At 67.0% G+C, this 13,528-nt stretch carries 13 protein-coding genes and 1 tRNA gene; 13 read left to right on the top strand and 1 reads right to left on the bottom strand.

Annotated elements, in window-relative coordinates; all coding sequences use genetic code 11:
* The first annotated feature begins 10 nt into the window (after positions 1-10).
* The 12 genes from ASF25_RS01740 (at position 11) to ASF25_RS01790 (ending at position 12,174) form a co-directional block, all read left to right on the top strand.
* The gene (locus tag ASF25_RS01740; protein WP_056302906.1) at positions 11-4,315 is read left to right on the top strand and encodes a host specificity factor TipJ family phage tail protein; all 4,305 of its coding nucleotides are present in this window, start codon (positions 11-13) and stop codon (positions 4,313-4,315) included.
* The gene (locus ASF25_RS01745) at positions 4,312-4,851 is read left to right on the top strand and encodes a hypothetical protein (protein WP_056302909.1); all 540 of its coding nucleotides are present in this window, start codon (positions 4,312-4,314) and stop codon (positions 4,849-4,851) included. Before ASF25_RS01740 ends, ASF25_RS01745 begins: the two co-directional genes overlap by 4 nt.
* A complete protein-coding gene (locus ASF25_RS01750; protein ID WP_056302911.1) occupies positions 4,844-5,065 on the top strand; it encodes a hypothetical protein in 222 nt (73 codons plus the stop codon). The genes ASF25_RS01745 and ASF25_RS01750 overlap by 8 nt, the downstream gene beginning before the upstream one ends.
* A gap of 24 nt (positions 5,066-5,089) precedes the next feature.
* A complete protein-coding gene (locus tag ASF25_RS01755) occupies positions 5,090-6,562 on the top strand; it encodes a hypothetical protein (RefSeq protein ID WP_056302913.1) in 1,473 nt (490 codons plus the stop codon).
* Between the two features lie 21 nt (positions 6,563-6,583).
* The gene (locus ASF25_RS01760) at positions 6,584-7,999 is read left to right on the top strand and encodes a hypothetical protein (RefSeq protein WP_056302915.1); all 1,416 of its coding nucleotides are present in this window, start codon (positions 6,584-6,586) and stop codon (positions 7,997-7,999) included.
* On the top strand, positions 7,999-8,979 hold the full coding sequence (locus tag ASF25_RS22460; protein ID WP_156368822.1) for a hypothetical protein: 981 nt from the start codon (positions 7,999-8,001) through the stop codon (positions 8,977-8,979). Before ASF25_RS01760 ends, ASF25_RS22460 begins: the two co-directional genes overlap by 1 nt.
* Positions 8,980-8,990: 11 nt before the next feature.
* Positions 8,991-9,557, top strand: coding sequence for a hypothetical protein (locus tag ASF25_RS01765; protein ID WP_156368823.1), 567 nt, complete (start codon positions 8,991-8,993; stop codon positions 9,555-9,557).
* Between the two features lie 83 nt (positions 9,558-9,640).
* Positions 9,641-10,306, top strand: coding sequence for a lysozyme (locus ASF25_RS01770; protein WP_244472861.1), 666 nt, complete (start codon positions 9,641-9,643; stop codon positions 10,304-10,306).
* On the top strand, positions 10,306-10,626 hold the full coding sequence (locus ASF25_RS01775; protein WP_056302919.1) for a DUF6527 family protein: 321 nt from the start codon (positions 10,306-10,308) through the stop codon (positions 10,624-10,626). The genes ASF25_RS01770 and ASF25_RS01775 overlap by 1 nt, the downstream gene beginning before the upstream one ends.
* 58 nt (positions 10,627-10,684) lie before the next feature.
* Positions 10,685-11,182 (top strand): hypothetical protein, encoded by a 498-nt coding sequence (locus ASF25_RS01780; RefSeq protein WP_056302921.1) that lies wholly within the window; start codon positions 10,685-10,687, stop codon positions 11,180-11,182.
* 84 nt (positions 11,183-11,266) lie between these two features.
* The gene (locus ASF25_RS01785; protein WP_056302923.1) at positions 11,267-11,683 is read left to right on the top strand and encodes a hypothetical protein; all 417 of its coding nucleotides are present in this window, start codon (positions 11,267-11,269) and stop codon (positions 11,681-11,683) included.
* The gene (locus ASF25_RS01790; protein ID WP_056302925.1) at positions 11,680-12,174 is read left to right on the top strand and encodes a hypothetical protein; all 495 of its coding nucleotides are present in this window, start codon (positions 11,680-11,682) and stop codon (positions 12,172-12,174) included. The genes ASF25_RS01785 and ASF25_RS01790 overlap by 4 nt, the downstream gene beginning before the upstream one ends.
* A gap of 137 nt (positions 12,175-12,311) precedes the next feature.
* On the opposite strand, the gene ASF25_RS01795 is transcribed toward ASF25_RS01790, so the two are convergent.
* A tRNA-Thr gene (locus ASF25_RS01795) sits at positions 12,312-12,383 on the bottom strand.
* 15 nt (positions 12,384-12,398) lie between these two features.
* On the opposite strand from ASF25_RS01795, the gene ASF25_RS22465 reads away from it, so the two are divergent.
* Positions 12,399-13,472 carry an ATP-binding protein gene (locus ASF25_RS22465; RefSeq protein ID WP_156368824.1) on the top strand — a complete coding sequence of 358 codons (1,074 nt, stop codon included), beginning with the start codon at positions 12,399-12,401 and terminating at the stop codon, positions 13,470-13,472.
* Positions 13,473-13,528 lie beyond the last annotated feature (56 nt).

Genomic DNA, 13,528 nt, shown 5'->3' on the forward strand with positions numbered 1-13,528 from the left:
CCCGAGCCCCATGACCCTCGTCCTCACCACCAACGTGGTCGGCCAGCCGCGCGGCGAGCCCGTGCGCTTGTCCGGTCGGCGGCGACGCCTGTCCACGGTGGTGGCCCGGCATCGGCCGCCGGCCGGGCGGCGTTTCATCGTGTCGGTGCATCGGCGCGGCCAGGCCAGTGAGGCCTACCCGCCGTCGGACCGGACGGTGCGCCTCCGCGCGAGCTGGCCGAAGACACTGGTGGGGCCGGGCGACGTGGTGGTCATCACCCTCACGCCGCTGGGGAAGGGCGTGGCCTCCATCGGCCTCGCCATCGCCTCCATCGCCCTCATCGCCCTGGCGCCCTACGCGGCCCCGGCCATCGCAGGGGCGGCGGTCTTTGGCGCCGGGGCCGGCGCGGCGGCCGGCGGCCTCACCATCGCGATCCAGGCCGGCATGGTGGTGGGCGGTCTGGCGCTCGGCTACGCGGCGCAGGCCTCGAAGGCGGCGGCCAAGCGCGCCAACGGCGACCTCTACAGCGTGTCGGGCGGCGGCAACGTGCCGAAGCCCGGTGCGCGCAAGCCCCTCCTCTACGGCCGGCGCTGGACCTCGCCGCCCCTGAGCCAACCCGACTACTTCACCATCGACGGTGATGCGAACGTGCTCACCAAGCGGATGACGCTCGGGCTGGGCAAGTTCCAGATCCACCGCATCCGGGTCGGCGACGCGCTGTTCTGGAATGAGGCCTCGGGTATCCAGGCGCCGTTCAACGCCGTCACCGGTCCGCAGGGCGCGGTGGTTGAGTTCCTGTACGAGCAGCCCTCTGCCATCGTCCCCGGGGACATCATCCCGTCGCCGTCCGTCGGCGGTCAGGAACTGCCCCGGCCGGGCGGCAATCCGGCCCGCACGCCGTGGTACCGCCTGGCGCCGCAGGGCGTCTCCGTCGATGCCGCGCAATTCAACTGGACCTATCCGGCGATCTACCGGGTGTCGTCGTCGGGGAAATCCGGCGGGGCACCGGCCGGGGTGGTGTTCTTCGGGCGTGAGATCGACCCGAACACGGGCAACGTCATCGGACCCGAGTTCGAGATGTGGCGCTCGCAGGAACCCGGCGAGGCCTATATCCGCACGCCGCTACGCCGGAACGCCTACTTCCGGCTGCCGAAATCCGGCGCCTATGAGGTGAGCGCACAGAACCTCTATCCGGAGCCGTTGCCCGGCGTCGAGATCGAAAACCGGGTGGTCTGGGACGGCATGTTCGCCTTCGAGGACGACACCCGGGTTCGGCCGCAGACTACGGAAATCGTCCTGCGCGTCCGGGCCGGAAAGGGCCTGACCGTGACGGCCTTCGGGGATATCTCCGTCGAGGCCACCCGCATCTTGCCGGTGTGGGACGGTTCGGCCTGGGTCGAGCAGCCGACCCGGAAAGCCGTGTGGGCGTTCTGCGACTTGGTGCGGAACAGCTACGGCCTCGATGCGCCCGATGGGGTCGATGCCGACAAAGCCCTGTATTACGGCGATCTGCTCGCCGCGAACGACACCTATGACGGGCAACTGCCCGAGGTGTCGTCGTTCTGGGAAGCCGCCTCGGAAGTACTGCATCCGCTCCGCGCCGACCCGGTGAAGGTCGGCGCCGTGCATTCCTTCGTGCGCGACGAGAGCCGGGCCGAGCCCCGTCACGTCCTCACCCGGCGGCAGATCGTGCGCGACAGCTCGGGCGCGAGCTACAGCACGAAGGTCGAGGGCGGCGATGTCATCGTAGAGTTCGATCGCGACGGCGACCCGCGCCGCCCCGACGAGGCCCGGTTCTCCTACGGCCCGCCGACCCGGACGCCGAAGCGCTACCGCGTCGCCGGCATCACCGATGGGCTGCACGCCCTGAAGCATGCGACCTGGCTCGCGGCGGTGTCGGTGTTCCGCGGGGTCGAGCGTAAGGTCACCACGGAGTGGGATGGGCGCCTCGTCTACCCGGGCGATCATATCCTGTCCGACCTGTGGTTCCTGAAGGGGAAACAGACCTACGGCGTCGCCTCGCGCGCCGGTACGGTGCTGCAGCTCGACACCGTCGCCAACGTGCCGGTCGAGTGGGGGTACGGCTCCGTCCGGACCCGCGTTGGGCGCGAGTGGGGCATCCTGCGCATGCGCGGCGTCGGCCCGCGTGGCTTGGAGCTCCACCCCGACGACGTGGCGGCGCTGCGGGTGCAGACCGGGCTTGGCCTCGGCGATGTGCTCGCCCGCGACACGCAGGATCCGACCACCATCGTGCTCGGCGACCTCGTCGAGCTGCAGGAAACCTATGTGGCCCGGGCCGCGCTCCCGAGCGACGCCGACCACGTTCAGATCGAAATGGTGCAGGACGATCCGCGCGTCTGGCAACTGCTCGATGAGACCGTGATCGCACCGGCGCCGGTCAACGCCGACAGCCTCGCCGAGCCGCTGGTGCCGCAGATCTCCGTGCTGCACGCCCGCTGCGTCCGGATCGAAACCGGCATCGAGGTGGTGTGGGGCGTCTCGGCCACGCGCGGCGCCCGGAACTACGAGGCCGACTTGTCGTACGATGCGGCGACCTGGGAGACCCTGTCGCCGTTCGGTCCCGAATCGTCGGGCCGTGCCGCCATGCGCCAGGTCGACGGGCCGGTCACGGTGCGGGCCCGCGCCTACGGGCGCACGGGCCTTCCCGGCCCCTGGATCACCGCGACGTTCACCACCGTCGCGCCCATCGTGCGCAGCGAGTACGTCGAGGGCCTCGAGGATCTGTTCGCCGGGGTTCGCGAGGAGATCGACCGGGTCAACGCCATCGGCGCCGAGGCCCTGGCGCAGGCGGGCCAGCTCGCCGAGCGCGAGCTGCGCGCCGGCATGGCGATCCTGCTCGACGTGAATCGTCAGCTCAACGTGCGCCTGGAGGAATTCGCGCAGGCGGCCGCCACGGAGGCCGGCGCCGCCTACGAGGCGCGCCAGTTCAACAAGGTCGCGGCCGAGGGCCGGGCGCAGGACAATTTCGCCGCCCTGGAGCGCGTCGACAAGCTGCGGATCTCGGACAAGGAAGCCTTTGCCGGGGTGACCACCACCCTCGGCGCCCGGCTGACCAACGCCGAGGGCAACATCGTCGGCAACGCCGCCGCGCTGCAGAGCTTGACCACCACCGTGACGAACGTGGACGGGCGGGTCACCTCGACCTCGCAATCCGTGACCAGCCTGACCTCGCGGGTGCAGAACACGGAAACGGGCGTCAGCGGCAACGCCATCGCCACCTCGCAGCTCACCACGCGGGTGAGCCAGACCGAGGGCGGCATCTCTTCGCTGTCGCAGTCCTACACCGCGTTGCAGGCCGAAGTGACCGGTCCGAACGGGCGGGTGAGCGGTCAGGCCACGGCGATCAGCAACCTGTCGGCGCGCGTGACGCAGACGGAGGCGGGGGTCAGCTCCGTTACCGAATACGCCATCACGCTGAATTCCATCCTGTCGGGCCAGAGTGGGCAGATCGCGGGTCAGGCCACGGCGACCCAACTCCTCACGTCGCGGGTTTCGGCCAACGAGGCCGGTATCAGCTCCGTCACGAGGTTCGCCATCGACCTGCAGTCGATCATCAGCGGCGTCGGCGGCCAGGTGAACGCGCAGGCCAACGCGATTTCCAGCCTGACGGCCACCACGAGCAACATCGACGGCCGGGTCAGCTCGCAGGCGCAGTCCCTTTCGGTCCTGAGCACGACACAGAACGGGCACACCGCCACCCTGACGCAGTACGGGTCCTCCATCGACGGCATCAGCGTCCAATGGGGCGTCGCCTTCGATCTCGACGGGAACGGTGGCGGCCTAGTCTTCACCGGCATGCGCCAGCTCAACGGCGCGGCGGCCTACACCTTGCGCCTGCGCGGGGATCTCATCGTTGACGGCAGCATTACGGGGCGGACCCTTTCGGCGCAGAACCTCATCACGCAGTCGGCGCAGATCGGGAATCTGATCGTCGGCAACATTCAGATCGCGGATGGGGCCGTGTCGCAGATCGTGGCGGCCGGCTCGGGGGGCACGTCCGCCTCAGTCGGGATCGGCGTCCGGGGTAGCGCCCGGCTTGAGGTGAAGGCCTACTTCAACGGCAACTCGAACGGCGGCAGCACCAACGGCCCGGGTCAGCTCATCATCCAGCGCGACGGGCAGAACATCTCCATCGTCAACGCGTCGTTCGCCCTGTTCAAACCGGACAGCGGCAACATCCAGTATTACCTCAGCTCCATGGCGACGGTCGCGATCGACCAGCCGGGCGGCGGGTACCACACCTATACGGCGGTCCACACCAACGGCCAGGGCGTCGGGGGTGTCACCATCGTGGTCACCGAACTCTCGAAATGAGCGCCGCCATGGAAGAGACCGGTACCGCCCTCGTCCTGCGCGAGGATACGGCCCCCGTCGGGACGGAGGCGACCAACGGGCATTTCAGCCGCGAGGACACCGACCCGCGGCTGCTCGGGAGCGTGCGGTTCGTGCGCCACCACCCTGACGGCACCGTGCACGGCTGGGGCATGATGTCGTTCGGGGCCATCCAGATCGAGCGGGTCCACAGCGGCGGCATCTTGGCGGCGCCGGATCTCGATTGGGGCCCCGGCTTCATGCCGGCGGAGGACCTCGGCACCACCCACTACGTCGACCTCGACGCCAGGGTGGTGCGGGAGAAGCGGCCGAGCCCCGTGACCCTCGACGGGCTGACCCTGAGCGGCCTGCCGATGCCGTGTCAGGTCGCCATCATGATCCCGCCGGATCTGCCCACGGTCTACGCCTGGGACGCGCCGGTCCTGGATCTCGAATTCGAACACCCCGGCACGTACACCGTGACGGTGCGGGCCCCGGCTTATCGCGATGCGGTGTTCACGGTGACTGCCGATGGCTGAGCCTCGCCGGACGCTGCGCCACAGCACCGACTACCGCGCCCGTCGCGCCGCCGAATATCCGGACGTTGGCGACGGGCTCGACGCCCTCGCGAAGGCCATTCGTGCCCTGGCCGACGGCCAGCCGATCCCGGCCGAGTCCCTGGCATGGGTCGAGGCCTGCGAGGCCGTGAAGGCCCGGATCGGCAAGCCCAAGACCCCGTCGCCGAAGTCCTGACGCCACACCACACCGGGAATCCCCATGGCCCTCCCTGCCGTCTCCGTGACGAGCGGGTCGACTTCGGTTGTCGGCACCGCGACCGCTTTCATCGTCCAGCCGGGCGACCTCTTCATCCTCGCCGGAATCACGGTCACCGTTGCCTCGTCGGTGCCGAGTCAGATCACCCTGGCGCAGCCGTGGCCCGGCCCCACGCTGGCGGGACGGACCGATTGGGATGTGAGCCTGTCCGGCCCGTACTGGTCGACGAGCGTCACCACGAACAAACAGCTCAACGAACTGCTGCGGAAGCTCGACGGCGCGCTGCCGTTCAAGTTCGACCAGGCCGGATCGTTCGCGGGGCGTGACGCCTACAACAATCAGCCGGCCAACTTCGTCTACCTCTCCGTCGATCCACTGCCCTTCACCCTCTACGTGAAGCTTGCCAACACCGGGGCGGCCTCTGATTGGTCGAGCGGTCAGGTGGTGCAGACGACCCCGGCGCAGACCACGGCCGAAGCGCAGGCCGCGGCGGCGGCGGCGCAGGCGGCGGCCGGCACCGTCGGCAACAAGGCCGAGATCGCGCAGGCAGCGGCCATCACGGCGACGGGGGCGGCCAGCGCCGCCACGGGTGCGGCGACCACCGCGACCGGTGCAGCCACGGTCGCGACGGACAAGGCGACCCTGGCCGGTGCCTCGGCTTCGGGCGCGGCCTCCTCGGCGGCCACCGCGACGGAGCGCGCGGGTGTCGCCACGGCGGCGGCGACCACGGCCACGGACAGGGCCACGGCGGCCGGCGCGTCGGCCACCACGGCGAGCGGCGCCGCCACCTCGGCCACGGCGTCGGCGGCCACCGCCATCACCGCCCGGGACGGTGCCGCCGGCTCGGCCACCACCGCCAGCACGGCAGCCACGAACGCCAAGACATCGGAGACCAACGCCGCCACCTCGGCCGCCACGGCCTCGACCAAGGCCACCACCGCAACGGACGCCGCGACCACGGCAGTCGGGGCCCGCGATGTTGCCACCACGGCGGCCACCACCGCCACCACGGCACGCCAGGGGGCGGAGACGGCGCGGGACGCGAGCGTTGCCGCGCGGGGTGCGGCCGAGGGTTTCCGTAACGATGCCCAGACCTCGGCGGGCCAAGCGAGCGCAGCGGCCACCGCCACTGCGGCCGACCGCGTCCGCACCGGGCAGGACCGGGCCGCCACCACGCAGGCCCTGGCCGACGCCACCGGCGTGTTCGGCAATTTCCAGCAGATCCAGGCCGCCGTCACCACGGCGACCGGGGCACGCGACCAGGCCGTCACCGCCCGGGATCTGAGCTTCGGCTACCGCGACGAGAGCCGCAGCTTTCGCGATGCGGCGCAGGCGGCGGCGGCGAGCGCCGCGGCGGCCTCCGGCATCCCGTCCTTCACCCAGCACGACGCCGGGAAGGTGCTGGCGATCAAGGCCGACGCCTCCGGCACCGAATGGTCTGACGACCTCGAAACCCTGGCCCTCTGCGGCCTCTGACCCCTCACTCGCGAGTTCGCCATGGCCCTTGATCTCACCCTGTTCGATGCCGGTATCCAGGCCTCGATCAACGCCCTGCCGGCGACGCCCGACCCGAAGGCGCTGCTGCTCATCGGCAAGGCCATCGAATCCACCCGGCCCACCGTGGCCGTGTCGGACCTCTTGGCTGCAAGCGTGTCGCAGCAGGCCATCATCGTCGCGGTGCGCGCCTCGGCGATCACCGCCATCAACGCCGCTCGCGACCAGGCCTTGGTCGATATCCAGAACGCCGGCCAGGGTAGTGCGGCGGCTTCGGGTATCACCTTCGCCCCCGTCGGCGGGATCGCGGCCACCAACGTACAGGGTGCAATCGCCGAGGTGGACGCCGAGGCCTCGAAGCGCGGGGCGAACCTGTCCGACCTCGCCGATCCGGCGGCGGCCCGTCAGAACCTCGCCCTGCGGCCCGGCTTCGAGGTGCAGCCCTATGATGCCGACCTCGCGGCCATCGCCGCCCTGACCACAACGGCGCTCGGCCGCTCGTTGCTCGCCATCGCTGACGCCGCAGCGGGCCGGAACGTGATCGGCGCCGTGTCTCAGGCCGATCTTACGGCGGCGGTGCAGGCCATCATCGGCATGGCACCGTCCGATCTCGACACCCTGAATGAGATCGCCGGCCGGCTTGTCGCCAACGAAACTTCCGACGCGGCCCTGGTCACCGTTGTCGGCGGCAAGCTGGCGAAGGCCCAGAACCTCGCGGACCTCGTCGACAAGCCCACGGCCCGGACCAATCTAGGCCTTGGTGCGGTGGCACTGTTGTCCGCAATCAATGCGGCCAACATCGCGGATGCCTCGGCGAATGGTCGGTCGCTCCTCACGGCAACCGACTACGCCGCTATGCGAGGGCTGCTCGCCCTGGTCATCGGCACCAACGTCCAGGCGTGGGATGCCGACCTCGACGCCATCGCAGCGCTCACCACGACGGCCTACGGGCGGGGCCTCCTCACGCTGACCAACGCGGCGGCCCTGGCGTCGGCGGCGGGCGTACCCGGCAAGGCAGCCGGCACGGATCTCCGCACCCTCACGGACGACGCCAAGTTCCTCACGGCGAAATCCATGGCCGACGCCATGGCCTACACCTCGCCGGCCTGGGCCGCGACATTCATCCCGGATTGGGGAACGAACGGCTTTCGGCAGTCCATCGTCGCTACCGGCAACACCACGCTCGGCGGGCCCTTCATCGGCGGGAAGGACGGCGAGGATATCGCCCTGGAGTTCGCGCAGGACGCCACCGGCGGCCGTACGCTCGCGCTCAACACCACCTATTTCAAGATCCCGACCGGCCTCACGATCACGGCCTCGACGGCGGCGAGTGCGGTCGATCTGGTCACGGGCTACCTGCGCATGGTCGGCGGGACGCTCGTGCTTCAGGTCACCGGCTTCCTGAAGGGAGCACGCTGATGTTCCCGTTCGCAGCGCCCGCCATCATCAAGCCGGCGATTGCTGGCGGCGCGATCCTGAAGCCGCAGGACGTGTTCGCGACGGACCTATGGACGGGGGATGGTGCCGAAAAGACCATCGTCAACGGGATCGATTTTCTTGGACGTGGCGGCGCCGTCCTCGAAAAGGCACGCGACATTGCTCAGGGTTGGCTTTTAACAGATACGCCGCGTGGCCCTACGCGCATTCTAATCACAAACAATACGGATGCCGAATATACCGGCGGGGCTTCCGTCGGTGTAGTTCAGTTCAATAACAACGGATACCGTTTTGATGCAATCGCGGCGCCATATAAGCGGGTAGGATATTCTCTTGCCCGCGCCGCCAAGTTCTTCGACATCGTCACATGGACGGGTGACGGCACAAGCAACAGGCTGATCCCGCATGCACTTGGTGTTGTGCCGGGGATGATTATTGGCAAAGGCAGAAACAGCGCCACTGGTTGGCCGGTTTATCATAGAAGCCTTCCTAATCCAGCAGCAGATTATCTCACACTCCAAACAACGAGCGCATATGCCACGGCAAGCACCCTGTATGGTGCTTTAGCCACAGCAACTTCCTTCACAGTGAACCCGTCATTTAACCAAGCTGGGGTTGACTACGTCGGCCTCGTCTTCGCGCACGATCCGAGCGCAGACGGGATTGTGCAGTGTGGGAGCTTCTCTCTCGATGGAACTTTTGGAGCTACCGTAAACCTCGGATGGCAACCGCAGTTCGTTCTGATTAAGGCCGCCTCTGGAACGAACTCCGCATGGCTAATCATGGATGGGCAGCGAGGGTTCGGCTCTGGTTGTAGGGTTCTTCAGCCGAACGACTCCGCCGCAGAGTTCGGCCCCGGAAATTACATGACCGTATCGTCGTCCGGCTTCACCCTGCCTTCTGGGCAACTCTACGGCGCCGCTCGCGACATCATCTACCTCGCCATCCGAGCCCCCTACTAGGACCCCCAGCCATGACGCACGCAATCCCATCCGGCTCCGGCTGGACGCTGCTACCCTATTCCCCGATGGTCACGAACGCCGACGGCGTCGCGGTATCCTGGGACACTCTGCAGGCATGGTCAGATGCGGAGTGCGCTGCGTTCGGCCTGCCTCGCATTCCCGAGCCCGACGCGCCACCGTCTGGGCAAATGGAAGTGAGCCGCGAGCCAGTCGACGCCGACGGCTCCCCGGTCTGGTCAGTGACCTATCAGCCGATCCCGGCGCCTGAGCCTGCGCCGGTGCCGTCCAGCGTCACCAACTTCCAAGCCCGCGCGATCATGCGGCAGGTTCCCATGCCGGATGGGCGCTCGCTGTTCACCACCGTGGACACGACCCTGCGCAAGGCGGTCGAGGATACGCGCGAGCTGGGCGAGTTCGAGCCGGCGCGGGTGGCGGCGGACATCGACTGGCAGGCCTGGGAACAGGCCAACACGTACGACCGGCAAGGCACGCTGGTGTCGAGCCTCGCCACCCGGTTCGATTTCGACAGCGACGCCACGGACGATCTGTTCCGCCGTGCCGATCTGATCCGAGCCTGAGCCGGCCCGCACCACCATCCTGATCCCGCTCGCCGTGCCGCCCGGCCCGAGCTGCTGACGTTCTGAAAACTAGGAGATCCATCATGGAGCTTAGCGCCATTGGCGAAGCCGTGCTCATCGCCCGCGAGGGCCGCCGGCTGAAGGCCTACCGCGATTCCGTCGGCGTCTGGACCATCGGCATCGGCCACACCTCGGCGGCAGGCGCGCCGCTCGTCACCGCCGGCCTCACCATCTCGGCGGCCGAGTGCGACGCGATCTTCGCCCGCGATGCGAAGGCCTATGTTGCCCCCGTGCGCAAGGGGCTGAAGGTCGCCGTGCCGCAGCACGTGTTCGATGCCCTGGTGTCGATCTGCTTCAACATCGGCCCGGCCGCGTTCGCGGGCTCGACTTTCCTCAAGCGGATCAATGCCGGAGACATGGCCGGCGCCCGCGACGCGATCCTGATGTGGAAGAAGCCGGCCGCGATCATCACTCGGCGCGAGGCCGAGGCCGAGCAGTTCGTGACGCCCTACGCCGTCGCCCTGCCGCGCGCGACGACGGCGGCCAAGCCCATCAAGGTCGCCGCGCCCGTCATCGAAGTTCTGCACCCCGAGGTGTCCACCCCCGTCATCGTGCCCGTGGCGCCGGCCGTTACCGCCCGGCCGAACCTCCTCATGCGGTTCTTCCGCTGGATCGACGACACCTATGGCGACGGCGCCCGCGTGCCCGCCAACGATGCGGGCCTGCCGACGATCCGTAGGACTGCCTGATGGCGGTGCGTGGAAAACTCCGCACTGTTGAGGGCGGTCACGTCATGTTCTGGTGCCCGGGCTGCAATGGGGCGCACGGGCTCCGCGTCAGCACCGACGCCAGCCCTGGCTCCCGATGGGGGTTCAACGGCGACTATGACCGGCCGACATTCACGCCGTCCGTCCTCGTCCGTTACGACGGCGCCGATGCGGGCCAGGACGGCGCTCCCCCGGCGGTCTGCCACGCCTTCGTGACGGACGGCCAGATCCAGTTCCTCGGCGACTGCACGCACGCGCTTGCCGGCCAGACAGTGCCGCTCCCCGACTTCGAAGCGGCCTGATCCGAGATCCCGAGCCGGCCGGGCCAGCCGCGCAACCTCCGCCTTCGAAAGAACCACCATGACCCGCACGCTTGTCGTGGCGCTGGCGCTCGCCAGTGCCCTCTCCACCCATGCCCTTGCCGTCGAGGCCGCCCCCATGCCGTCCGTCGTCATCCCGTGGGGCGACTACATCGTGTCCGCCGGAACGATGCTCACCGCGATCCTGCTGCCCGTCCTCGTCGGCCTCGTCAGCGGGGCGGTCTATCAGGTCGCCCCCTGGGCGCGCCTGGTGCTGACGCAGTCCCGCATCGAGCAGATGACCAAGGCCGTCACCGACTACGCCCTCAACGCCGTGGAGGGCGCGGCGAAGGGCCAGACCCTCACCATCCCGGTCGGCTCGGCCGTCATCGCCAAGGGCGTGCAGCGCGCCGTCGACGTGGTGCCCGCCAAGGTGCTGGCCGCGGCCGGCGGCGAAAAGGGCGTGGCCGAACTCATCTTCCGCACCCTGAAGCTCGAGGATGGCGCCAACGCCGGCAACACCCTCGCGCCGGCGCAGGCGGCCCTCTCCGCGAAGTAGGCCGGGCCGCTCACGCGGGCCGCGTGCTGCGGCGCGCGGCCTCGCCCCAAGCCTCCACGTCACGTCCTCGGACATCGGGACACCATGACCGCACAGCCAACGAAGAAGCCGCCGACGCCCCCGAATTCACAGGCCGTCGCGGCTGGGTGTGCGCGGGCCGTCGAGTTGACCACCCCCCTGCCGACCAAGAGCCTGGGGGAGGAGATGGTGGAGCGCGCCATGCGGGACCGCACCGCCGACGAGGATGGGCCCCGCAGCTACGTCCTGTTCGCTGAGGACTGGCGCAACTTCATCCGACGCCAGACCCCGGATCGGCTCGACACCCTGACGGAGCTGATCGACGAGCAGCTTGAGCGCCGGGCCATGCGGCGCTTTTGGAGCCGGATCTACAAGCTCGGGCTCCTCATCGTTCCGGCCATGTTCGCGGCGGCGCAGTTTGGCATGGATAAGCTGCCGCTCATCCGGGACATCCTCAACCTCTTCAAGAAAGGGACGCCATGACGGTGCGAACCTTCGACCGCTGGCTGACGCGCGCCTGCCACACCCTCGGCGGCCTCGTCTTCCTCATCGTGGCGTCCGTCGTCGGTTACGCGGCGGGGAGCCTCGCAGCCCCTGAGGCCTGGCCCTACGATGTCCGTCAGCGCAAGCTCATCACGGAAGAGGTGGAGCCCGGTGGCAACCTGATCCTGCGGCGGACTATCGACTACCACGACGATTGCGAGATCCGGTACGAGCGGCGGGTGCAAAGCACCGTCGAGGCCGGGCGGCGCTACCTCCCGCCGGATGTGATCTTCGATCATCCCCCCTGGGACCGCAGCGGCAAGCCGCAGGAAAGCTCCATCGGCCTGCCGGAGAACTTCCCCTGCGGCCCGGCCTACCTCGTCGAGAGCGTGTCCGTGGCCTGCGATTGGTATGAGCGGGTGGTGCAGCGCCGACGGAAGCCGGACATCATCACGCCGTTCGATGTGGTCTGTCGCAGTCCCATGCCCTGATCCACCAAAGCCCGCCCGGCTCACCGCCGAGGCGGGTTTTTGCGTTCTGGACGGGTGATTCGGTTGGCGCCTGGAAAGGCGGATCGCGAAAGCGAGTTGAAACTTTCGGCGTCAGTTTCAACTCGCGTCGGAAAAAGTGGTGCCGGTTGCGGGACTTGAACTCGCGACCTACCGCTTACAAGGCGGTTCGCCTAGAAAGGAGGCGTGGCCTCCGAGGGCAAGCAATGACACGCGCAGATGAATTGTTCCGTCGCCTTCGTAATGACGGTGTGGGCGAAATACGGCGAATGATAGAGGCTGCATATTCCGAAGATCTGTTCATAGATTATAAAACAGCGAACACATCTTTCCCTTCCCGATCTCTGGATAAGTTTGACCGAAAGAACTTAGCTAAAGCATTGTCGGGTTTTGGAAATGGAGACGGCGGAATCATCGTTTGGGGCGTCATATGCAAGCGAGGTGAAGTCGGGGACGTTCCAAGCGGCGAAAAGCTGATCGTAGATGCGGCTGCATTTAAGTCGATACTTGATGGAGAAATGGGCGGCCTAGTCTCACCGCAGAACAGCAAAGCAGAGAATATAAGTCTTATTGTTGGCGAAGGCCAGTCAGGATTTGTTGTAACCTATATTCCGCCAGGATTTGATATCCCATTTCACAGCAATCATCCGGAGGCGCAGGGATACTATATGCGTGCTGGATCGTCATTTCATAAGGTCACACCTGGCATTCTGGCTGGAATGTTTGGAAGAAAACCAAATGCAGAGCTATCACTGTCAGCGCGTATGCGGCTTCAATACAATCCAGGCGGACAATTCACCAAGGCTGCAATTGTGATTTCAGCCAGGAATGTTGGTCGAGGAATGGGCCGAGATTTATATATTCGTGCCGATGCCCCTGAGACGAGTGCCGTTAGCTACCATTTAGGTCGGAAGGATAGGTGGGAGTACCTTCCAAGCAGTGATCATCGCTGGGTTGTTGGCAGCCTCACGAATGGTATTGTTTTGCCACCAGGGGTCCAATTCGAAGTGCTTGAAATTACATATATGTGCATGATAGGTACTGAAACAGATTTGGATATATCCTTGAGCATGGGGTTGGATGGCGGATTAGGCGCTGAACTCAAGATTCAAATTCCCTCAGATATTATGTGGAGACTTGGAACTGCGTGGACCGATCCTGATAATAGATCAAAACTCGATGAAGTTCAGAAAATATCAGACCGGATATTGATTCAGCATCATAATGAAGTTGGCCCAATGGGCCTGACTTTTCCGTCTCTTCCATTCATAGGCGGGTAGGCCTGTGGTCAGATTGGCGATGTAGTGAGCAGTCGCGTTCCCAACGCCTCTCTGAA

It is taken from the genome of Methylobacterium sp. Leaf100 (genome assembly GCF_001422845.1).
Lineage (GTDB): Bacteria > Pseudomonadota > Alphaproteobacteria > Rhizobiales > Beijerinckiaceae > Methylobacterium.